General features: G+C 68.9%; 20 protein-coding genes. 7 read left to right on the plus strand and 13 right to left on the minus strand.

Features of this window, described 5'->3' with window-relative positions:
* Positions 1-23 precede the first annotated feature (23 nt).
* From pncA to H6927_15880, 9 genes are all read right to left on the minus strand, one after another.
* On the minus strand, positions 24-740 hold the full coding sequence (gene pncA / locus H6927_15840; GenBank protein ID MCP5219562.1) for a bifunctional nicotinamidase/pyrazinamidase: 717 nt from the start codon (positions 738-740) through the stop codon (positions 24-26).
* Positions 741-754: 14 nt separating this feature from the next.
* Complete coding sequence (locus H6927_15845) at positions 755-1504, minus strand: ABC transporter ATP-binding protein (GenBank protein MCP5219563.1); 750 nt, start codon at positions 1502-1504, stop codon at positions 755-757.
* Positions 1501-2283, minus strand: coding sequence for an ABC transporter ATP-binding protein (locus tag H6927_15850; GenBank protein ID MCP5219564.1), 783 nt, complete (start codon positions 2281-2283; stop codon positions 1501-1503). The genes H6927_15845 and H6927_15850 overlap by 4 nt, the downstream gene beginning before the upstream one ends.
* Entirely contained in the window at positions 2280-4175 is a 1896-nt protein-coding gene (locus H6927_15855; GenBank protein MCP5219565.1) for an ABC transporter permease, read from the minus strand. The genes H6927_15850 and H6927_15855 overlap by 4 nt, the downstream gene beginning before the upstream one ends.
* Before the next feature lie 177 nt (positions 4176-4352).
* Positions 4353-5552 carry an ABC transporter substrate-binding protein gene (locus H6927_15860; GenBank protein MCP5219566.1) on the minus strand — a complete coding sequence of 400 codons (1200 nt, stop codon included), beginning with the start codon at positions 5550-5552 and terminating at the stop codon, positions 4353-4355.
* A 74-nt stretch (positions 5553-5626) separates the two neighbouring features.
* On the minus strand, positions 5627-6211 hold the full coding sequence (locus tag H6927_15865; GenBank protein MCP5219567.1) for an amino acid synthesis family protein: 585 nt from the start codon (positions 6209-6211) through the stop codon (positions 5627-5629).
* A 27-nt stretch (positions 6212-6238) separates the two neighbouring features.
* Complete coding sequence (locus H6927_15870; GenBank protein ID MCP5219568.1) at positions 6239-6880, minus strand: amino acid synthesis family protein; 642 nt, start codon at positions 6878-6880, stop codon at positions 6239-6241.
* On the minus strand, positions 6877-7797 hold the full coding sequence (locus H6927_15875) for a UPF0280 family protein (protein MCP5219569.1): 921 nt from the start codon (positions 7795-7797) through the stop codon (positions 6877-6879). The genes H6927_15870 and H6927_15875 overlap by 4 nt, the downstream gene beginning before the upstream one ends.
* A gap of 3 nt (positions 7798-7800) precedes the next feature.
* A complete protein-coding gene (locus H6927_15880; protein MCP5219570.1) occupies positions 7801-9423 on the minus strand; it encodes a 6-hydroxynicotinate reductase in 1623 nt (540 codons plus the stop codon).
* Positions 9424-9612: 189 nt separating this feature from the next.
* Between H6927_15880 and H6927_15885 the strand changes: the two genes are divergently transcribed.
* Genes H6927_15885 through H6927_15895 form a run of 3 tightly spaced genes read left to right on the plus strand, consistent with a single transcriptional unit; the run spans position 9613 to position 12302 of the window.
* Positions 9613-10386, plus strand: a complete 774-nt coding sequence (locus tag H6927_15885) for a ferredoxin--NADP reductase (protein ID MCP5219571.1) — start codon at positions 9613-9615, stop codon at positions 10384-10386.
* Positions 10383-11090: a TetR family transcriptional regulator gene (locus tag H6927_15890; protein MCP5219572.1), complete on the plus strand. Its 708-nt coding sequence runs from the start codon at positions 10383-10385 to the stop codon at positions 11088-11090. Before H6927_15885 ends, H6927_15890 begins: the two co-directional genes overlap by 4 nt.
* 24 nt (positions 11091-11114) lie before the next feature.
* Positions 11115-12302 carry an amidohydrolase family protein gene (locus tag H6927_15895; GenBank protein ID MCP5219573.1) on the plus strand — a complete coding sequence of 396 codons (1188 nt, stop codon included), beginning with the start codon at positions 11115-11117 and terminating at the stop codon, positions 12300-12302.
* A gap of 9 nt (positions 12303-12311) precedes the next feature.
* Here H6927_15895 and H6927_15900 read toward each other — a convergent pair whose 3' ends face one another.
* A complete protein-coding gene (locus H6927_15900) occupies positions 12312-12893 on the minus strand; it encodes an ATP-binding protein (GenBank protein ID MCP5219574.1) in 582 nt (193 codons plus the stop codon).
* Positions 12894-12933: 40 nt separating this feature from the next.
* On the minus strand, positions 12934-13491 hold the full coding sequence (locus H6927_15905) for an HNH endonuclease (protein ID MCP5219575.1): 558 nt from the start codon (positions 13489-13491) through the stop codon (positions 12934-12936).
* A gap of 169 nt (positions 13492-13660) precedes the next feature.
* On the opposite strand from H6927_15905, the gene H6927_15910 reads away from it, so the two are divergent.
* The 3 genes from H6927_15910 (at position 13661) to H6927_15920 (ending at position 18168) form a co-directional block, all read left to right on the plus strand.
* The gene (locus tag H6927_15910) at positions 13661-14683 is read left to right on the plus strand and encodes a bifunctional riboflavin kinase/FAD synthetase (GenBank protein MCP5219576.1); all 1023 of its coding nucleotides are present in this window, start codon (positions 13661-13663) and stop codon (positions 14681-14683) included.
* Positions 14684-14816: 133 nt separating this feature from the next.
* Positions 14817-17651, plus strand: a complete 2835-nt coding sequence (gene ileS, locus H6927_15915) for an isoleucine--tRNA ligase (protein ID MCP5219577.1) — start codon at positions 14817-14819, stop codon at positions 17649-17651.
* A 1-nt stretch (position 17652) separates the two neighbouring features.
* Positions 17653-18168, plus strand: a complete 516-nt coding sequence (locus H6927_15920; protein MCP5219578.1) for a lipoprotein signal peptidase — start codon at positions 17653-17655, stop codon at positions 18166-18168.
* A gap of 19 nt (positions 18169-18187) precedes the next feature.
* Here the strand turns inward: H6927_15920 and H6927_15925 are convergent, their stop codons facing one another.
* Both H6927_15925 and tssJ read right to left on the minus strand, forming a co-directional pair.
* A complete protein-coding gene (locus H6927_15925) occupies positions 18188-18865 on the minus strand; it encodes a response regulator transcription factor (protein ID MCP5219579.1) in 678 nt (225 codons plus the stop codon).
* A 394-nt stretch (positions 18866-19259) separates the two neighbouring features.
* Complete coding sequence (gene tssJ, locus H6927_15930; GenBank protein ID MCP5219580.1) at positions 19260-19862, minus strand: type VI secretion system lipoprotein TssJ; 603 nt, start codon at positions 19860-19862, stop codon at positions 19260-19262.
* On the opposite strand from tssJ, the gene tssA reads away from it, so the two are divergent.
* Entirely contained in the window at positions 19861-20895 is a 1035-nt protein-coding gene (tssA, locus tag H6927_15935; GenBank protein MCP5219581.1) for a type VI secretion system protein TssA, read from the plus strand. The two genes, tssJ and tssA, sit on opposite strands and share 2 nt — an antisense overlap.
* The last annotated feature ends 7 nt before the right edge of the window (positions 20896-20902 follow it).

Below are 20902 nucleotides of genomic sequence, written 5' to 3' on the forward strand. Positions count from 1 at the left end.
AAAACGCCGGCCTGTCCCCTTGGTCAGGCGTCGGCGATGTCGCTGGACTGGATGCGCTTGACGCCCTTGGCCGCCATCTGCTTCCAAGCCGCGGCCAGCGAGCCGTTGAGATCGATGGCGCGCGTGGCGTCCTCGATCACATAGGTCTGAAAGCCCAGCTTGCGCGCGTCCAGCGCCGTCCAGGCCACGCAGAAGTCGGTGGCCAGGCCGGTGACGAAAACGGTTTTGATGCCGCGCGCCTTGAGGTACGCGCCCAGGCCCGTGGTGGTCTTGCGGTCGGCCTCCTCGAAGGCCGAATAGCTGTCCACGTCCTTGTGAAAACCCTTGCGGATGATGACCTGCGCGGTGGGCAGCTTCAGCCCGCTGAGCAGCGCGGCGTCCTCGGTGCCCTGCACGCAGTGGTCGGGCCACATCACCTGGTTGCCGTAGCCCAGCTTGATGCTGGAAAAGGGCTTTTGCCCCGGGTGCGCGCTGGCAAACGAGGTGTGGCCCGGCGTATGCCAGTCCTGGGTGACGACGATGTTGTCGAACGCCGCGGCCAGCTTGTTGATGACCGGCACCACCTCGGCGCCGCCCTTGACCGGCAGCGTGCCGCCATCGACGAAGCAGTTCTGCACATCGACCACGATCAGGGCAGCCCGGGGGCCGGGCTTGATCCGGGCCGCGGCCCAGGCCGGCGCCGACAGCCCCGCCACGCTGGCGGCCGCGGCGGATTGAAGCAGGAAGTTTCGGCGTTGCATGATGATCTCCTTGGTCAAACACTCAGGTACGTGCGGCGGACCAGATCCGCCTGCGCCAGCTCGTCCATCGTCCCCTCGAATCGGATCTGGCCCTTTTCGAGCACGTAGGCCCGGTCCGACACCAGTTCGGCGAAGTGCAGGTTCTGCTCCGACAGCAGGATGCTCACGCCCCTGGCCTTGAGCTCCAGGATCATGCCCGCCATCTGCTCGACGATGACCGGCGCCACGCCCTCCGAGGGCTCGTCGAGCAGCACCAGAAAGGGGTTGCCCATCAGCGTGCGGCCCACGGTCAGCATCTGCTGCTCGCCGCCGCTCATGCGCCCGCCGGGGCGGTCGGGCATTTCGCCCAGGTTGGGAAAAAGCTGATAGAGCTCCCTGGGCGACCAGGTGGGCGCCGGCGTGCCGTCGGGCCAGTGGCGCGGCGGCTGGCGGCCGACCTCCAGGTTCTCGGCCACCGTCAGGTCGACGAAGATGCGCCGGTCCTCGGGCACGAAGCCCATGCCCAGCGCGGCGATCTGGTAGGGCTGGCGCGTGGAGACGTCGCGCTGCATGAAGCGCACCGTGCCCTTGCGCTTGTCCATCAGGCCCATCAGGGTCTTGAGCGTGGTCGACTTGCCCGCGCCGTTGCGCCCCATCAGGGCCACCACCTCGCCGCGGCGCACCTGCAGGTTCAAGTCGAACAGGATTTGCGCCGCGCCATACCAGGCGCACAGGCCGTGCGCGTCCAGCAGCACGTCGGCGTGATCGGGGTGCACCGCCGTCATGCCGCCTGCTCCTGCGCCGCGCCGCGTTTTTCAAAGGTCTTGCCGGTGCCGAAGTACACCTCCTGCACCTTGGGGTCGTTGCGGATGGCTTCGGCACGCCCCTCGGCGATCAGGCGCCCGCGCGCCAGCACCACCATGCGGTCGGCGTAGGCGAACACCACGTCCATGCTGTGCTCGGTGAACAGCACGGCAATACCGCGCTCCACCACCAGCTTCTTGGTCAGCGCCATCAGCTCGTTGCGCTCCTTGGGCGCCATGCCGGCGGTGGGCTCGTCCATCAGCAGCAGCTTGGGGTTGTTGGCCATGGCCACGGCCAGCTCCACGCGCTTGACGTCGCCGTAGGCCAGCACGCTGCAGGGGCGGTCGGCCTGCGCGGCCATGCCCACCATGTCCAGCAGGTCCAGCGCGTCGCTGCGGCGGTGGCGTGCCGCCGGCGTCCACATCGAAAACAGCTTGCGGTCCTGCGACAGCAGGGCCATCTGCACGTTCTCGACCACGGTGAGCGAGGAAAACGTGGCGGCGATCTGGAAGGTGCGCCCCACCCCCAGGCGCCAGATCTGGCGCGGCTGCAGGCCCACCAGTTCGGTGCCGTCCAGGCGGATCGAGCCGCGGTCGGCGCGCAACTGGCCGTTGACCATGTTGAAGGTGGTGGACTTGCCCGCCCCGTTGGGCCCGATCAGGGCCAGCAGCTCGCCCGCCTTCAGCTCGAAGTGGATGCCGTCCACGGCCTTGACGCCGCCAAAGGACTTGCCCAGGTTCTCGACGTGCAGCAGGCTCACGGGACGACCCTCCGCGCTGCGCGCTGCGCCTGCCACAGCTGCCCGAAGAAGCCCGCGATGCCCTGCGGAAACAGCAGCACCAGGATCAGGATCACGGCGCCCAGCAGCGCATGCCAGTAGTCGGTGCTGCGCGCCATCACGTCCTGCAGCCAGGTGTAGCTGACGGCGCCCACCACCGGCCCGACGAGGGTCTGGATGCCGCCCAGCAGCACCATCACCAGGCCGTCCACCGACTTGCCCACGCCCAGCGTCTCGGGCGAGATGCTGCCCTTGGAAAACGCGAACAGGGCCCCCGCCACGCCGGCAAAGCCGCCGGCGATGGCAAACGCCGCCCATTGCTGGCGTTTGACGTGGATGCCGATGGCGTCGGCGCGCAGCGGCGAGTCGCGCCCCGCCCGCATGGCATAGCCAAAGGGCGAGAACAGCAAGCGCCGCAACGTCCACAGCGCCAGCAGCACCACCGCCAGGGTGAGGTAGTAATAGGCTTGCTTGGCGGCCAACCAGGGCGCAGGCCACACGCCCGTCAGGCCGTTGCTGCCGCCGGTGAAGGCATCCCACTGATAGACACCGGCCCACACGATCTGCGCGAACGCCAGCGTCAGCATCGCCAGGTACACGCCCGACAGGCGCACGCAGAACCAGCCCACGATCAGCGCACCCAGGGCGCCCGCGAGTGGGCCCACCACCAGCGCCGCCTCCATCGGCAGGCCCAGCTTGCGCACCGCCAGCGCCGCGCCGTAGGCCCCCAGGCCGAAGTACGCCGCATGACCGAAGGAATGCATGCCCGCCGGCCCCATGATGAAGTGCAGGCTGGCGGCAAACAGGGACGCCACCAGCAGGTCGATGGCCAGCACCACGGCATAGGCGTCGCCGCTGGACACGGCGGGCAGGCTGACCAGCGCCAGCACCACGAAGGCGGCCACGCCCAGGGCCGTCCGGTCGGCCGGGCGAATCGGCAGCTCGGCCTCGCCCATCACGCGCGGCGCGGCCTGCGGCTTGCCCATCAGGCCCCAGGGGCGCACCACCAGCACCACGGCCATGACCGCGAACTCGGCCACCAGCGTGAGCTTGGAAAAGGAAATGTCGAAACCCAGGACATGCACCAGGCCCAGCCAGATGCACACCGCCTTGATCTCGGACACCAGCAGCGCCGCCACGAAAGCGCCCGGGATCGAGCCCATGCCGCCCACCACCACCACCACGAAGGCCGAGCCGATGATGTTCAGGTCCATCTCCAGGTTGGCCGGCTCGCGCGGCAGCTGCAGCGCGCCGCCCAGGCCGGCCAGCGCCGCGCCCAGCGCAAACACCGCCGTGAACAGCCACACCTGGTTGACGCCTAAAGCGCCCACCATCTCGCGGTCCTGCGTGGCGGCGCGCACCAGCGTGCCCCAGCGCGTGCGCGTGAACAGCAGCCACAGCAGGCCCAGCACGATGGGGCCGACCCCGATCAAAAACAGGTCGTAGGACGGGAAGTTGCGCCCCAGGATGGCGACCGCGCCCTTCATGCCCGGCGCGCGCGGGCCCAGCAGTTCCTCGGGGCCGAACAGCCACAGCATGGCGTCCTTGATCACCAGCACCAGGGCAAAGGTGGCCAGCAGCTGGAACAGCTCGGGCGCGCGGTAGATGCGGCGCAGCACCGTCATCTCGACCACCACGCCCAGCGCGCCCACCACCAGCGCGGCGACCGGCACCGCGACCCAGAAGCCCAGCCAGTCCAGCCGCTCGACCAGCGCATAAGCCACGTAGATGCCCACCATGTAGAACGAGCCGTGGGCGAAGTTGACGATGCGGGTGACGCCGAAGATCAGCGACAGGCCCGCCGACACCAGGAACAGCGACGAAGCCCCGGCCAGGCCGTTGAGCAGCTGGACCACCAGACCAGAAAAGTTCATGTCAGAAATCCACGATGCTGCGCGTTACTGGCAATCGTGTGAAGCCCAAAGTGTCCAATGGCCGCGGAGCAGGCCGTGCCAGCGATCGCCGTGGCTGGGGTTCCCCCAGCCACTGGCGATGCCCCCTCGAGGGGGAAGGCGCAACAACGCGCAGCGTGTGGAGACTGGGGGTGAGTGTCATTCCGCAGGACGCAGCTTTTTCACTTCGGCCGCCGAGGGCAGCACCTTGGCGCCGTCCACGTAGCGGAAGTCCACCATCACGCCCTTGCCGCCCTCGTTCTTGGTGCGGCCCACGTAGGCGCCCATGGTCGACTGGTGGTCTTCGGGGCGATACACGATGGGGCCGAAAGGGGTGACCACGTTCAACCCGCTGAAGGCGGCCACCAGCTTTTCGGAGTCGGTCGAGCCGGCCTTCTTGACACCCGCCTCGATGGACTTGATGGACGAATAGCCCACCACCGAGCCCAGGCGCGGGTAGTCCTTGAACTTGGCCTGGTAGGCCTTCAGAAACGCCTCGTGCTCGGGCGTCTTGATGCCGTACCAGGGGTAGCCGGTCACCAGCCAGCCGTTGGGCGCATCGTCCTTGAGCGGATCGAGGTAGTCGGGCTCGCCGGTCAGCAGGCTGGCCACCTCGATGCCCTTGAACAGGCCGCGGGTGTTTCCCTCGCGCACGAACTTGGTCAGGTCGGCCCCGAACAGCACGTTGAAGATGGCGTCGGGTTTGGCATCGGCCAGCGCCTGCACCACGCTGCCGGCGTCCACCTTGCCCAGCGGCGGCGCCTGCTCGGCCACGAACTCCACATCGGGCTGCGCGGCCTTCAGCAGGGTCTTGAAGCTGGCCGCGGCCGACTGGCCGTATTCGTAGTTGGGGTAGACCAGCGCCCAGCGCTTTTTCTTCATCGCCACCACGTCGGGGATGAGCATGGCCACCTGCATGTAGGTGGAGGCGCGCAGGCGGTAGGTGTAGCGGTTGCCGTCGGCCCAGACAATCTTGTCCGTGAGCGGCTCGCCGGCCAGGAAGAAGGTCTTCTTCTGCTTGGCGAAGTCGGTCAGCGCCAGGCCGATGTTGGACAGGAAGCCGCCCATCAGCACGTCCACCTTCTCGCGCGAGAGCAGCTCCTCGGCGGCGCGCACGGCCTCGCCGGGGTTGGCGTTGTCGTCGCGGATCACCAGCTCGACCTTGCGGCCCAGCAGGCCGCCGGAGGCGTTGATCTCGTCGACCGCCAGCTCCATGCCCTTGCGGTAGGGCTCCAGGAACGCGGGCTGCGCCTTGTAGCTGTTGATCTCGCCGATCTTGAGCGTACCCTGGGCCTGGGCGCTTGCGGCCAGCACCAGACCCGCGGCTCCGGCCAGCAGGGCGCGGCGCCGGGCGTTCATCTTGAATTTCGACATGCTCGTTCCTTCCTTGGTTGATTCAGTCGTCAAACACACGTTTTCAGGGACTGCCTGGCCTACCTCAAACCGTCTTCACCCTTGATCTCGCCCACCTGCAGGCCGCCGATGCGCGGCAGCGGGCGCCCGCTGTCGGTCACGGCCACGGCCACCACGATCTCATGGGCGCGCGGCGCGTCGGACACGCGCGCCTCGATGGCGTCGAAGTGGCTGCGCACGAAGGCGGCGTCCTTGTGGCCCAGGGGCACGTCCACGGCCGTGCCCAGGCCACCGCGCTTCTTGGCCGAGGGCACCAGCGCGGCACCTTTCTCGACCGCCTTGCGCAGCGGCGCGCCCAGCTTGGGGTGCAACACCGCGGCGGCATGCTCCAGCTCGCCGGCCTCGCCGACGATGGCGGCCTTGCCGTAACTCTGGGCCTGGCCAGGCGCGATGCCCAGGGCGGCCACGCATTTCTGCCCCAGCAGCGCGCCCAGTTCCTCGCCGATGTCGATCAGGGCGTCCAGCTTGGGCTCGTAGCGCCCGGCATAGGGGTTCTCGATCACGGCCATCGCCAGCGCGCGGCGCGTGGGCGGGTTGACGGCCTGGCCCATCTCGATGCGGGTCTCGTCGACCTGCACCAGCAGTTTGCGAATCTTTGCAGCCATGGTGTTCCTCGTTCTCGATCGGTCGGGTCAGCGCAGGCCGTCCCACTTGGAAATGTCGGCGGCCTTGAGCCCCCCCACCCGCGCGTGTACGCGCGGGCCGCAGGACATGGCCAGCACATAGACCACTTCGTCGGCCAGGGGGCTGCCGGGCACGCGCGCCTCGATGGCGTCGAAATGGCTGCGCACGTAGCTGGCGTTGATGTGGGTCAGGGGCACATCGAGCGTGCAGCCGGGTGGGCCGACCTTCTTGGTCGAGGGCACGATGGACAGCGCGTTGCCGGGCTGGCCGGTCTTCGCCTCGCCCCGGCCCTGCATGTAGGCCACGCGGTCGCCGCTCCAGCCCAGCAGCTCGCGCATGGCGTAGCCGCCGGGCACGTGCCACAAGGCGCCGTGCTCCAGCTCGCCGGCGGCGCCCACGATGGCGCCCTTGCCGTAGCTTTCGATGCGCTCGGCCGGCACCGCCATGGCCGCCAGCAGCTGGTGCGCCATCTGCGTGCCGACGGCATTGAGCACCTCCATCATGGGCAGGATGTCGGCCTCGTAACGGCCGGCAAACGGGTTGGCGAGCACGGCGGCGATGAAGCCGCGCCGCAGCGGCTGGGCCGCCGGCGGACCGAACTCGTGGAAGATGTCTTCCACGTGCGTGAAGGTTCTTCGAATCTCGATCATGCGGTCTCCAGCAGCATGCGCTGCGCGGGCCCCGGCGCCGTGGCGCCAAGAGGCAAAAAACGCGCCGGGCCGCCGTCGGTTGACGCGGCCCAGCCCTGGCACGTGATTACACACGAAACGATGTGGCCCGCGTCACGCCATTGCAGCGCCTTGGCGCAGCCTGCCGCCAACGCCGCCTGGGCCTGGGCTGGCGTCAGTGGCGGCACCTGCACGGTCACCGGGATGGCACCCAGGTCGCTGTCGTCGCGGATGGCGTTGGCCGGCCGGCGCACGATGCCAGCGTGCGGCACATCCACGGCGTTGCCGACGACGGTGGCCGCCGCGTCGGCCTGGGCCGCGGTGGCGGCCAGCACGGTCACGCTGTCGGCAATGCCCAGCGAGAAGCTGCGCCCCTTCCAGCCGCTGGTGGCCACGCCGCGCACGGGGCTGTCATGGGCCACGTCAAGCACGCCATCGACCTCCAGCCCCGGCGCGGCCAGGGCGCGCGGCCACCGGTCCAGGTCGGCGAACAGGCCGACGCGGAAACGCTCGCCGGGCGTCAGGTGCAGGGCGATGTCGCCGCCATCGTTGACCCACGCGCGGCGCACGCCCGGCCGTTGGTAGGCCGCCACCAGCTCCTGCGCCACCGCGCCGGCCACGGCCGCCATCGGGGTGATGTACACATCGCGATAGGGCCGCACCGCCTGCCACATGCGGCGCGCCACCACGCCCCGCACCGGACACTCGCCATGCACCGGCGCGCGCAAGGCCGGCAACTCGTCCACCAGCTCCTGCAGCAGGCCGCGAAAGCGCTGCCACGCGGCTTCGTGCGCCTGCTGCACGGCGGCCGGCTCGCCGTCGGCGCCGATGACGATGTCCATCGGCCCGTGCTGCAGGTGCAGACGGCCGTCGCCCAGAAGCATGCGCTGCGCACCCATGGTTCAACCCAGCTGCGGCGGATGGCCCAGCGGCCAGGGATTGGCGGGGTTGCCGGCCGCCCACGCGCGGCGCGTGGGGGCGCCGTCGTTGTGCCAGGCTCCCGTGCGCAGCACGTCCTCCAGCGAGCGCACGTGCCTGAGGTGCCCGCCCAACGCCGCGTAGTCGTCGCGGCGCATGCTGAACTCGATGGGCGCCACGATGGCCGGCGTGGGCACGGTGCCGAAGCTGCGCTCGGGCATGCGCATCACGTCCACCATCACGGTGATGCCGCCGCCCGGCCACACATAGGCGGGCGCGCCGCCGCAGGTGACGTTGACCAGGGCGTTCTTGATGGCGCGCGTGAGCAACACCGGGTTTTCGGTGGCGCCGGCGCGCAGGCTGCCGCCGGCGCCGCCCAGAAACAGCACGGTGGTGAGCGAGGGCTCGCAGTTCTCGCCGATGCGGTCGACCACCGCGCGCACCGCATCGGGCATGGGCTGCTCGCGCGGCACCAGCTGCTCGTCCAGCACGTACCAGGCGGCATGCTCGCCGGTGGTCGAGGTCATCAGCAGGCGCAGGCCGGGCCAGCCCTGTTTGGCGTCCCAGGGGTCGAGCACCGTCAGCGGGTCGGCAATGGAGGTGCCGCCCCAGCCGGTGCCGGGGTTGGCGACCTGGAAGTAGCGCCCGGGCGTGGACTTGCGCCCGCGCATGGCGATGCCCGAGGGCCGCATGTCCAGACAGCGGCCGGCCTGGTGCTCGGTCAGCACGCCGGTGATGTGGTCGTCCACCACCACCACCTCGTCGGCGTGGCCGTACAGCTGCTTGGCGAAGATGCCCACCGTGGCCGAGCCGCAGCCCACGCGCATGCGCTGCTCCTGCACGCCGTTGACGATGGGCGCCCGCCCGGCCTGGATGACGAGCTGCGCGCCGCCGTCGATCGACAGCTCCATGGCCTGCCGGTTGCCCAGCTGCTCCATCATCTCGACGGTGACGCGGCCTTCCTTCTTGCTGCCGCCCGTCAGGTGGTGCACGCCGCCCAGCGACAGCATCTGCGAGCCGTATTCGGCCGTGGTGACGTGGCCCACCACCTCGCCCTTGCAGCGCACGTTGGCCTGCTCGGGGCCCAGGTAGCGGTCGGTGTCGATCTTGACCTTGAGGCTGCAGTAGCTGAAGATACCCTCGGTCACCACCGTCACCATGTCCACGCCCTGCACCTGCGAGCCGACGATGAAGGGCGCCGGCTTGTAGTCGGGGTAGGTGGTGGACGAGCCCACGCCGGTGACGAAGACCTCGTCGGCGCGCAGCAGCGCGCCGTCCCAGTCCGGCGCCTGCGACACGTCCTGCGCCGCCTCGCCCTCGCCCGTGTCCTGCTGCACCACCCGGCCGCTGAACTGCACCAGCGGCGCGCGCTGCTCGTCCACGGTCTTGCGCAGCAGCAGCACCGGGTCGACCCGGATCAGCACGCCGCCCTGGTTGGCGTAGCGGTCGCAGGCGCCGGTGCGGCCCTCGGCGATCTGGCACAGGATGGGGCATGCGTTGCACTCGACCTTGGTGGCCGCCATGCGCTCGTTGCGCGGGCGGGCGCGCTCCAGCACCTGCGGCTCGGGGGCTTCGGGCAAGCCATCGGTTCGTGTGTGTTCGGTCATCTCGCTGTGCTGTGGAACGGTTGCATCCGACCTGGCGGCCACGCCAATTTAATGGAGCAGACACCGAATCAACATGGAGTAAACCCTGAATCAAATCCGGAATTTTTCGTGTAGTCTTTTCCGAATGAAAAGGCCATCGCCGCCCCACGCAAGCCAGTCCCCCATCCGGCCGGCCTCGGCCCGCGCATCATGAGTGCCTTCATCGAGGAGCGCGTGCTCACCGTCCGGCACTGGACCGACCGGCTGTTCAGCTTCACCACCACGCGCGACGCGGCGCTGCGTTTTTCCAACGGCCACTTCACCATGATCGGCCTGCGCATCGACGCCAAGCCGCTGCTGCGCGCCTACAGCATCGCATCGCCCAACTACGAGGACCACCTGGAGTTCCTCAGCATCAAGGTGGAGGACGGCCCGCTCACCTCGCGCCTGCAGCACATCCAGCCGGGCGACACCATCGTGGTCGGGCGCAAGCCCACCGGCACCCTGGTGGTGGACTACCTGCTGCCCGGCAAGCGGCTGTACCTGTTTTCCACCGGCACGGGGCTGGCGCCTTTCATGAGCATCATCCGCGACCCGGAGAGCTACGAGAAGTTCGAGCAGATCATCCTGGTGCACGGCGTGCGCACCGCGGGCGAGCTGGCCTATCACGACGTGATCGTCGATCACCTGCCGCGGCACGAGTTCCTGGGCGACATGATCGCCAGCCAGCTGCGGTACTACCCCACCGTCACGCGCGAGGACTTTCGCAACGTCGGGCGCATCCCCGACCTGATCGAATCGGGCAAGCTGTTTGCCGACCTGGACGTGCCGCCGCTGGACGCCGCGCACGACCGCGCCATGATCTGCGGCAGCCCGGCCATGCTCAAGGACCTGCGGCACCTGCTGGAGGCGCGCGGCTTTGCGGAGGGCAACACCTCGCGCCCGGGCAGCTTCGTCATCGAACGGGCCTTTGCCGAGTCATGAAGACCAACCTGGCCATTGTCCCCACGCGGCCGGCCGCCGCACGGCCGGGCCCCCGCGGCCTGGCCAAGCCCGGCCGCAAGGCCGGCGTGCGCGAGCAGGCGGCGCAGGAGACGCAGGACGCCATCCTGCGCGCGGCCACGCGCATCTTTTCCAAGCACGGGTTCTCGGGCGGGCGCATCGACCAGATCTCCAAGGCGGCCGGCTCGCACGACCGCATGATCTACTATTACTTCGGGAGCAAGGAAGGCCTGTACATCGCGGTGCTTGAAGACCTCTATCGGCGCTTCAACGAAGCCGAGGCGGCCCTCAAGATCGACGCCACGCATCCCGAGCAGGCGCTGGTGGCCGTGATCGGCTTCATCTGGAACTACTACCAGCGCAAGCCCGAGTTCATCACCCTGCTGAACGACGAGAACCTGCACCACGGCAAGCACATCGCCAAGTCGCTGCGGGCGCATGACTATTCGTCGCCCGCCACGCAGATCATCGACTCGGTGCTGGCCAGCGGCGTGGCCCAGGGCCTGTTTCGCCCCGGCCTGTCGGCGCGCGACGTCTACCTGATGATCGCCAGCCTGAATTATTTCTATCTTTCCAACCGCCACACGCTTTCGGCCTTCTTCGGCAGCAAGCTGGACAGCAGCGAGGCGCTGCAGCACTGGCACGCCTTCGTCGTCGACGCCGTGCTGCGCGCCGTCAAGCCCTGAACCCCCACGAAACAGGAGATCGCCATGGCAGAAGTCGCCACCACCGAAAAGTCCGGCAAGGTCGTCATCCAGAACATCGGCCTGCTGCTGTCGGGCGACATCGACCGGCCCATCCTGGACGCCGACACCCTCGTGGTGCAGGACGGCCTGATCGCCGCCGTGGGCCGGCAGGCCGACTGCAACCTGGAGGGCGCCCGCCACACCATCGACGCGCGCCGCACCTGCGTGGCCCCGGGCCTGATCGACAGCCACGTGCACCCGGTGTTCGGCGACTGGACGCCGCGGCAAAACCAGCTCGGCTGGATCGAATCGACCCTGAACGGCGGCGTCACCACCATGATCTCGGCTGGCGAGGTGCACCTGCCCGGCCGCCCGAAAGACGTGGTGGGCCTGAAGGCCCTGGCCATTACGGCGCAGCGGGCGTTCGACAACTTTCGCCCCGGCGGGGTGAAGGTGCTGGCCGGCGCGCCGGTGATCGAAAAAGGCATGGTCGAGCAGGACTTCAAGGACCTGGCCGACGCCGGCGTCAAGCTGCTGGGCGAGGTGGGCCTGGGCTCGGTCAAGGCCGGCGAGGAGGCCGGGCAGATGGTAGCCTGGGCGCGCAAGTACGGTATCCAGAGCACCATCCACACGGGCGGGCCCTCCATTCCCGGCTCTGGCCTGATCGACAAGGACGTGGTGCTGGCGGCCGACGCCGACATCATCGGCCACATCAACGGCGGCCACACCGCCCTGCCCTGGAAGCACGTGTGCGAGCTGTGCGAGAAGTCCAGCCGCGCCATCGAGCTGGTGCACAACGGCAACGAAAAAATCGCCATCGAGGCCGCGCGCGCCGCCATCGAGCTGAAATGCCCGCACCGCGTCATCCTGGGCACCGACGGGCCGGCCGGCTCGGGCGTGCAGCCGCTGGGCATCCTGCGCATGATCGCGCTGATCTCCAGCTTTGCCGGCATCCCGGCCGAGGTGGTGTTCGGCTTTGCCACCGGCAACACGGCGCGCATGCGCCAGCTCAACTGCGGCCTGATCGAGGTGGGCCGGGCGGCCGACTTGGTCTTCATGGACAAGGCCCAGCACAGCGCCGGGCGCGACCTGCTGGACAGCGTTCAGCTGGGCGACATTCCGGGCATCGGCATGGTCATGATCGACGGCCTGGTGCGCTGCGGGCGCAGCCGCAACACGCCGCCGGCCACCGAGGTGCCGGTGGTGCTTTAACGCGGCGCGTCAGCGCGAATCCAGCCGCTGCAGCAAGGCCTCGAAGGCCTCGTCCGGCGCCTGCGTGTTGTCGTACAGCAGCAGCTCGGGATACTGCGCCGCCTCGGGCATGAACAGGCGCGTGCGGTAATCGTCCCAGTGCGCCAGCTTCCAGGCGTCGTTGGGGTTGCCGCGCGCCTGGATGCGCCGGCGCGCCTCATCTTCTTGCAGGTGCACCCACACCACGCGCACCACCACGTCATCCGCCACGCCCAGCCAGGCCCGGTCGGCCAGCTGGTGCGCGCGCACCTCGCGCGAGAGCGGGCCGACCACGATGCAGTTCACGCCCAGCGCCAGATTCTCGCGCGCCGTGTTCAACAGGCCCGCGTACTCGGGGCCGCGCAGGTGCTGCAGGTACAGGGGGCTGTCGCGGTCGTTGGCGTCGCCCGTCAGCACCCCCATCACGGCGCTGCTGTAGCCGCCGTACAGCGTGTCCTTGTCCAGCAGGCAAAACGACTCGCTGCTGCGCCGGTGCAGCAGCGGCAACGCGCGCTTGGCCAGGGTGGTCTTGCCGGTGCCGGCATGGCCGCAGAAGAAGATGAGACGGGGCATGTGGCAAGCATAGCCGCAGGCAGGCCGCCGCGGCACCCGGCTACGCGTGCAGGCGCGAGTTGCGCGGCAGGTGCGCCATCAAGAACTCCATCTGGTCGGCCAGGATGCGGCGGTTGCGCAGGATGAAGTCTTCCCACAGGCTGGGCACGTAGGGCGCGTACAGCAGCGGCATGCGCGCCTGCTCGGGCGTGCGGTCGCTCTTGCGGTGGTTGCAGGCGCGGCAGGCGGTGACCACGTTCATCCAGTGGTCGCGCCCGCGCTGCGCCAGCGGGGTGATGTGCTCGCGGGTCAGCTCGGTCTCGTGGAAGTGCCCGCCGCAGTAGGCGCACACGTTGCGGTCGCGCGCGAACAGCTTGGCGTTGGTCAGGCCCGGGCGCAGGTCGAAGGGGTTGATGTTGGGCACGCCGCGCGTGCCGATGATGCTGTTGACCTCGATCACCGACTGCTGGCCGGTGACGGCGTTGTACCCGCCGTGAAACACCGCGATGGAGCCGCCGGCCTCCCATCGCACCTCTTCGGCGGCGTAATGAATCACCGCCTGTTCCAGCGAAATCCACGATTGCGGCAGCCCCTGGGCCGACAGCTTGAGCACCTTCACAAAACGACTCCTGATGCGGAACCCCTGTGTGTGGCCAGCGTTGCCAGCGCCGGCCGCCCTGCGCCTTCGAAATCCGGAATGCGCGCAGGCAATATACTCTTTTTTTTGATGGGATTTGACCGTCTGGCGCGGGTGCAGCTTGCGCCAGACGCTATCAATTCAATAATCCATGAAGATTTTTCGCGGCCTGCGCCACCCCGGCATCGCGCCGGGCTGCGCGCTCACCATCGGCAACTTCGACGGCGTGCACCGCGGCCACCAAGCCATGCTGGCGCTGCTGCGCGGCGAGGCGGCGCAGCGTGGCGTGCAAAGCTGCGTGATGACCTTCGAGCCGCACCCGCGCGACCACTTTGCCGCGCTGCTGAACAAGCCCGAGCTGGCGCCGGCGCGCATCGTCACCTTTCGCGACAAGCTGGCCGAGCTGGCGCGCTGCGGCATCGAGCAGACCATCGTGCTGCCCTTCAACGCGCGCCTGGCCGCCCAGCCGCCCGAGGCCTTCATCGACGACATGCTGGTGCGCGGCCTGGGCGTGCGCTATGTGCTGGTGGGCGACGATTTCCGCTTCGGCGCCAAGCGCGCGGGCGACTACGCCATGCTGGACGCGGCGGGCCAGCAGCGGGGCTTCGACGTGGCACGCATGCAAAGCTACGAGGTGCATGGCGTGCGCGTGTCCAGCACCGCCGTGCGCGCGGCGCTGGCCGAAGGCCGCATGCAGGATGCCGCCGCGCTGCTGGGCCGCCCCTACGCCATCAGCGGCCACGTGGTGCATGGGCGCCACCTGGGCCGCAAGCTGGGCGAAAGCGCGGCGGGCCGCGCCGACGGCTTTCGCACGCTGAACCTGCGCTTTTCGCGCCGCGCGCATGCGTGGAAGCCCGCCGCCAGCGGCATCTTCGTGGTGCGCGTGCATGGCCTGGGCGCGTCCCCGCTGCCCGGCGTGGCCAACCTGGGCGTGCGCCCCTCGCTGGACGCGCACGACGTCAACGGCGGGCGTGTGCTGCTGGAGACGCACTGCCTGCAGTGGCCCGAGCACCTGGGCACCGAGGGGGCCTACGGTAAAATCATCCGCGTGGAACTGCTGCACAAACTGCACGACGAGTTGCGCTATCACAGCCTGGCGGCACTGACCGAGGGCATCGCGCGCGACCTGCAGGACGCCCGCGCCTGGCTGGCCGCCCACTCGGCGCGAATTTGAAGGGGCCGCGGGCCCCGCTCTCGCCTGCCAGCACGGCTTGCGGCCCCGCACCCTGCCCCACTCCTACTTCAATAGCTGCTCGCGCAAGCTGGGTGCTGGCCAAAGCCCTATTTGATTCGAAATACCGCACGCCATGAGCTCCGAGAACAAGACCGACTACCGCAGCACGCTGAACCTGCCCGACACACCCTTCCCCATGCGGGGCGATCTGCCCAAGCGCGAGCCGGGCTGGGTGCAGCAATGGGACGAGCAAGGCCTGTACAAGCGCCTGCGCGCGGCCCGCGCCGGCCGCGAAAAATTCATCCTGCACGACGGCCCGCCCTACGCCAACGGCACGCTGCACGCCGGCCACGCGGTCAACAAGATCCTCAAGGACATGATCGTCAAGACGCGCCAGCTCATGGGCATGGACGCGCACTACGTGCCGGGCTGGGACTGCCACGGCCTGCCGATCGAAAACCAGATCGAAAAGCAGTTTGGCCGCAACCTGAGCCGCGACGAGATGCAGGCCAAGGGCCGCGCCTACGCCACCGAGCAGATCGCCCTGCAGATGAAGGACTTCAAGCGCCTGGGCGTGCTGGGCGAGTGGGACAACCCCTACAAGACGATGAACTTCGCCAACGAGGCGGGCGAGCTGCGGCTGTTCAAGCGCCTCGTCGAGCGCGGCTTCGTCTACCGGGGCCTCAAGCCCGTGTACTGGTGCTTCGACTGCGGCTCGGCGCTGGCCGAGGCCGAGATCGAATACCAGGACAAGAAGAGCCACACCGTCGATGTCGCCTTCGAAGCCGCCGAGCCCGACAAGCTCGCCGCCGCCTTCGGCCTGCCCAAGTTGGGCAAACCCGCCTTCCTCGTCATCTGGACCACCACCGCCTGGACCATCCCGGCCAACCAGGCACTCAACCTGGGCCCGCAGATCGACTACGCGCTGGTCGATACCCCCAAGGGCCTGCTGGTGCTGGCCGCGGCCCGGGTCGAGGACTGCCTCAAGCGCTACGAAATCGATGGCAAGGTCGTCGCCACGGCCAAGGGCGAGAAGCTGGCGGGCCTGAACTTCAAGCACCCCTTGTACGACGTGGACGCCGGCTACCGCCGCCTGTCGCCCGTCTACCTGGCCGACTACGCCACCGACACCGACGGCACCGGCAGCGTGCACTCGGCGCCCGCCTACGGCGTGGAGGACTTCAACTCCTGCGTGGCGCACGGCCTGGCGCACGCCGACATCCTCAACCCCGTGCAGGGCGGGGGCAGCTACGCGGCCGACTTTCCGCTGTTCGGCGGCATGGACATCTGGAAGGCCGTGCCCGTCATCATCCAGGCCCTGAAGGACGCGCACCGCCTGCTGGCCACCAGCAGCCTGCAGCACAGCTACCCGCACTGCTGGCGCCACAAGTCGCCCGTCATCTACCGCGCCGCCTCGCAGTGGTTCGTGCGCATGGACGAGGGCGAAGGCGTGTTCACCCAGGACAAGGCGCCCGAAACCCTGCGCGCCACCGCGCTGCGCGCCATCGAGCAGACCCGGTTCTACCCCCCGTCCGGGCAGGCCCGCCTGCGCGACATGATTGCCGGCCGCCCCGACTGGGTCATCAGCCGCCAGCGCGCCTGGGGCGTGCCGATCGCGTTCTTTCTGCACAAGGAGACCGACGAGCTGCACCCGCGCACGCTCCAAATCCTGGACCAGGCCGCCGACATCATCGAGCAGGGCGGCATCGAGGCCTGGAGCCGCGTGACGGCCGAGCAGATCCTGGGCACCGACGAGGCCCAGCACTACCGCAAGTTCAACGACATCCTGGAGGTGTGGTTCGACTCCGGCTCCACCTTCGACCACGTCCTGTGCGGTACCCACCCCGCCGAGCATCACCTGAGCGGCCCCGAAGCCGACATGTACCTCGAAGGCCACGACCAGCACCGCGGGTGGTTCCACTCCTCGCTGCTGCTGGCCAGCGCCATCCGCGGCCGCGCGCCCTACCGCAGCCTGCTCACGCACGGCTTCACGGTCGACGCGCAAGGCCGCAAGATGAGCAAGAGCCTGGGCAACGGCATCGACCTGCAGGAGGCCAACAAGAAGTGGGGCGCCGAGCTGCTGCGCCTGTGGACGGCCTCCAGCGACTACTCGGGCGACATCGCTGGCGACGACAAGATCATGGCCCGCGTGATCGACGCCTACCGCCGCATCCGCAACACCCTGCGCTTTCTGCTGGCCAACACCAGCGACTTCGATCCGGCGCGCGACGCCGTGGCGCCCGCCGAGCTGCTGGAGATCGACCGCTGGCTGCTGTCACGCGCGGCCCAGTTCCAGGCCGAGGTGCTGGCGCACTACGACGTGTATGAGTTCCACCCCGTGGTCGCCAAGCTGCAACTGTTCTGCTCCGAAGACCTGGGCGGCTTCTACCTGGACGTGCTGAAGGACCGCCTGTACACCACGCAGGCCAAAAGCCTGGCGCGCCGCAGCGCGCAGACCGCGCTGTGGCAGCTCACGCAAGCCCTGCTGCGCTGGATGGCGCCCTTCCTCAGCTTCACCGCCGAGGAGGCCTGGAAGCTGGTGGGCCAAAGCGACTCGATCTTTCTGGAAGAATTCTGGACCTTCGACGCACCCGACACCGCCCTGCTCGCCAAGTGGGCGCGCATCCGCGATCTGCGCGAGGCCGTCAACAAGCAGATCGAGACCCTGCGCGAGCAGGGCGCGGTCGGCTCGTCGCTGCAGGCGCAGGCGGTGCTGACCGCGCCGCCCGAAGACCACGCGCTGCTGGCCAGCCTGGGGGCCGACCTGCGCTTCGTGTTCATCGTATCTGCTATCGAATTGAAAGCTGGTGACGCTCTATCCATTAGGGTCAACGGCTCACAAGACATCAAATGCGAGCGCTGCTGGCACTACCTGCCGGACGTCGGCCTGCATGCCGATCACCCCAGCCTGTGCGGGCGCTGCGTGAGCAACCTGTACGGCGCGGGCGAGACGCGCACCATCGCCTGACATGGCGCGCGGCAAATCCAGCGGCGCCAGTCTGGCCCTGTGGCTGGCGCTGGCCACCCTCGTGGTGGTGCTCGACCAGTTCACCAAATGGCTCATCCTGGGCCACTACCAGTTGGGCGACGCCACGCCCGTCACGGGCTTCTTCAACCTCGTGCGGGCCCACAACACCGGCGCCGCGTTCTCGTTTCTGGCCGGTGGCAGCGGCTGGCAGCGCTGGTTTTTCGTCGCCCTGGCGCTGGCTGCGTCCGGCTTCATCGTCTGGCTGCTGCGCCAGCATGCGGGGCAGCGGCTGTTTTCCTTTTCGCTGGCGATGATCCTGGGCGGCGCCGTCGGCAACGTCGTCGATCGGCTGCAGCACGGCTACGTGGTCGACTTCCTGGACTTTCACTGGCCCATCCTGAGCGGCCTGTTCTACCGCGGCCACTTTCCGGCCTTCAACCTGGCCGATGCGGCCATCACCGCTGGAGCTGTCGGCCTGATCCTGGACGAGTTGCTGCGGGTGCGGCAGGCCCGGTAAGTTCGAGGCGGGGCAGCGCTCAAACCGTTCGCGACACCGGCCCCGGCTTGTCGGCCAGGACGCGCGCCTTCATGACCGCCTCGGTGCGGTTGCGCGCGTTCAGGGCGCGAAAGATCGCCGCCAGGTGGATCTTCACCGTGCCCTCGCTGATGCCCAGGCTGCGCCCGATCACCTTGTTGGGCTGGCCCTGCGAGAGCAGGCGCAGCACGTCGACCTGGCGCTCGGTCAGCAGGTCGCCCAGCGCCTCCACCCCTGCCGCCGCCGACTGGCCGGCCGCGCCCGGCGCCAGAGCGTCGTCGCGGCCCGACATCGACAGCAGCATGGGCGGCACGTAGACGCCACCGGCCATCACCAGGCGCACGGCCGACACCATGACGGCCGGCGAATACGCCTTGGGGATATAGCCCTGCGCCCCGCAATCCAGCACGTCGCGCATCACGGCCGGATCTTCCTGGCCCGACAGCACGATGATCGGCAAGTCGGGGCACCGCTGGCGCACCTGCTGGATGTGCGACAGGCCCTCGGCGCCGGGCATGCCGAGATCGATCAGCGCCAGGTCCAGCGGCTCGTCCACCCGCTCCATCAGCTCGCGCACGTTGACCGCGGCCACGAACTCGATACCCGGCTCCAGCTCCGACAGCTTGTCCGCCACCGCATCGATGATGAGCCGGTGATCGTCTGCAATCAGGATTTTCATGGGATGTACGGGCGGGCAAGAACCTTGGGCGGTGTACCTGCTGACGTTAAACCGGAACCCCGGCGCAGACAATCGGCTGCCGCCCGGCCAAACGGACTAGACCTCGAGGGCTAGGGCCTGTGAACGCTATGAAAGGGGTCGCGAAGCTCATGACAGCCTGCCCATCAAGGCGCGCGACGCCGTGCGTGCGTCGGCACGCACAAGAAGCGCAACGCCGAGGGGCGGGCTGTCATGAGCTTCCCTTCGGGTTGCCTCGCCAAGGGGCCGTCTGCGGCGTTGCCCGCGCTTGCAAGGCACCAGCCTTGCTGCGCACGGGCGCCTTGCATCCAGCCCCTTGGCGAGGCAACGCGATCCCCTTTCATAGCGTTCACAGGCCCTAGCCCAAGCCGCCCCCTCAGCGCGGGGTCAGCGCAATGCCCTGCGCGCCAAAGGTCACCGTCAAATTCAGCGGTTGGCCCGGCGTCAGCGTCGCGCTCTGGCGCCAGCGCGCATGGCTGAGGTCGCGGTAGGCGCCGGTAAAGCCCAGGGCCTTCGCGTCCGCCGCCAGCGTCATCCGCACGGCGCGCTGCTCCCCGGGGCGCAGGACCACCTCCTCGCGCTGCACCAGGTCCGCCCCCAGCGTGGCGGTGTCCTTGTCCTGCAGGGCAAAGAAGTCGGCCAACTCGAAGGCGCCCGGCGCCTTGAGCACGTAGTAGCGCGTGACCAGGGGCGAGGCCCGCCCCTGGGCGTCGGGGTTGGTGTCGGGGGCCGCCACCAGGGTCAGCGTCACCGGGGTGGTCACCGGCTTTTCGGGCGCGGCGCAGGCGGCCAGCAGCGTCGCTGCCGCCACGGCCAGCAGGCAGCCCCGCCGCCCGTGCGCAGGCGCCTGCGTCGCAGGGTCACGGGACGCATAGGACGAATGGACGGTATCGGAATGGGACACGCTATCTCCTTTGTTGCATTGACCCTGAGGGTGTCGTCTTTGATTATCCGGTTGCTTCAAGCGAACTGGCAACATGCTGACTTCGGACCTCGTCAACGACCTGCTCGCGCCCATCGCGGCCGACGACCCCTGCGGGCCGGATCTTGAATACGATCCGGCTTTCATGGTGCTGGTTGCCGATTCGCTGGGCAAGCCCGAGCAGCAGTTCGGCGACACCATCATCGCCGCGATCGAGCCCGACTGGGCCCAGATCGGAGCGCAAGCCACCGGGATCCTGAAGCGCTCCAAGGACCTGCGCGGCGCCGTGCTGCTGCTGCGCGCCGCCACGCGCACCCAGGGGTTGGAGGGTGCGCGTCTGGGGCTCGAGTTGCTGTCCGGCCTGCTCGACCGGTTCTGGGACGGCGTGCACCCTCAGCTCGACGCCGACGACGACAACGACCCGACCATGCGCCTGAACGCGCTCGCCGCCCTCAACGACGAGGGCGCGGTGGTGCGCGACCTGTACGACGTCACCCTGGGCATCGCCGCCGGCATCGGCCCGATTCGCGTGCGCGACCTGGCCACCGCGCGCGGCACGCTGGCCGCCACCGGTGACGGCTCGAGCTTGTCCCCCACCGTGGTGCAGGGCGGCCTCGACGACATCCTGGCTGCCGCGCCGGAGCGCGCCGAAACCATGCGGGCCCTGAGTCCGCTGCTGACGCGCATGGTCGACCTGGTGGCCGAGCGCAGCGGGCGCACCGACACGCTCGACCTGACACGTCTGGCTGGCGTGGCCCGGCTCCTGGGTCAGAGCGCACCCACGGGCACCAGCACCACCGAGGGCACGTCCGAGCCTACACCGGAAGATCGTGCCACCCACGCCGGCGACCCCTCGGGCTCACCGGCAAACGTCCCACGGGGAGAAATCCACACCCGACAGGACGCGCTGCAGACGCTTGATCGGGTCATTCGCTTCCTGGAGCAGGCCGAACCCGGCAATCCGGCGCCGCTGCTGATTGCCCGCGCCAAGCAGCTCATCGGCGTCAGCTTTCTCGACATCATGGCCAACCTGGCCCCCAACGCGCTGGACACCATCCAAGTCATCACCGGGCCCCGGCCTGAATCCTGAAGAGGAG

The sequence above is a fragment of the Burkholderiaceae bacterium genome (genome assembly GCA_024235995.1).
Taxonomy (GTDB): Bacteria; Pseudomonadota; Gammaproteobacteria; order Burkholderiales; family Burkholderiaceae_C; genus Ottowia.

Excerpts from the sequence above, each read along its gene's own strand:
- pncA (MCP5219562.1), bottom strand. The coding sequence starts at position 740 with ATGCAACGCCGAAACTTCCTGCTTCAATCCGCCGCGGCCGCCAGCGTG.
- H6927_15845 (MCP5219563.1), bottom strand. The coding sequence starts at position 1,504 with ATGACGGCGGTGCACCCCGATCACGCCGACGTGCTGCTGGACGCGCAC.
- H6927_15855 (MCP5219565.1), bottom strand. The coding sequence starts at position 4,175 with ATGAACTTTTCTGGTCTGGTGGTCCAGCTGCTCAACGGCCTGGCCGGG.
- H6927_15860 (MCP5219566.1), bottom strand. The coding sequence starts at position 5,552 with ATGAACGCCCGGCGCCGCGCCCTGCTGGCCGGAGCCGCGGGTCTGGTG.
- H6927_15865 (MCP5219567.1), bottom strand. The coding sequence starts at position 6,211 with ATGGCTGCAAAGATTCGCAAACTGCTGGTGCAGGTCGACGAGACCCGC.
- H6927_15870 (MCP5219568.1), bottom strand. The coding sequence starts at position 6,880 with ATGATCGAGATTCGAAGAACCTTCACGCACGTGGAAGACATCTTCCAC.
- H6927_15875 (MCP5219569.1), bottom strand. The coding sequence starts at position 7,797 with ATGGGTGCGCAGCGCATGCTTCTGGGCGACGGCCGTCTGCACCTGCAG.
- H6927_15880 (MCP5219570.1), bottom strand. The coding sequence starts at position 9,423 with ATGACCGAACACACACGAACCGATGGCTTGCCCGAAGCCCCCGAGCCG.
- H6927_15885 (MCP5219571.1), top strand. The coding sequence starts at position 9,613 with ATGAGTGCCTTCATCGAGGAGCGCGTGCTCACCGTCCGGCACTGGACC.
- H6927_15890 (MCP5219572.1), top strand. The coding sequence starts at position 10,383 with ATGAAGACCAACCTGGCCATTGTCCCCACGCGGCCGGCCGCCGCACGG.
- H6927_15895 (MCP5219573.1), top strand. The coding sequence starts at position 11,115 with ATGGCAGAAGTCGCCACCACCGAAAAGTCCGGCAAGGTCGTCATCCAG.
- H6927_15900 (MCP5219574.1), bottom strand. The coding sequence starts at position 12,893 with ATGCCCCGTCTCATCTTCTTCTGCGGCCATGCCGGCACCGGCAAGACC.
- H6927_15910 (MCP5219576.1), top strand. The coding sequence starts at position 13,661 with ATGAAGATTTTTCGCGGCCTGCGCCACCCCGGCATCGCGCCGGGCTGC.
- ileS (MCP5219577.1), top strand. The coding sequence starts at position 14,817 with ATGAGCTCCGAGAACAAGACCGACTACCGCAGCACGCTGAACCTGCCC.
- H6927_15920 (MCP5219578.1), top strand. The coding sequence starts at position 17,653 with ATGGCGCGCGGCAAATCCAGCGGCGCCAGTCTGGCCCTGTGGCTGGCG.
- H6927_15925 (MCP5219579.1), bottom strand. The coding sequence starts at position 18,865 with ATGAAAATCCTGATTGCAGACGATCACCGGCTCATCATCGATGCGGTG.
- tssA (MCP5219581.1), top strand. The coding sequence starts at position 19,861 with ATGCTGACTTCGGACCTCGTCAACGACCTGCTCGCGCCCATCGCGGCC.
- tssJ (MCP5219580.1), bottom strand. The coding sequence starts at position 19,862 with ATGTTGCCAGTTCGCTTGAAGCAACCGGATAATCAAAGACGACACCCT.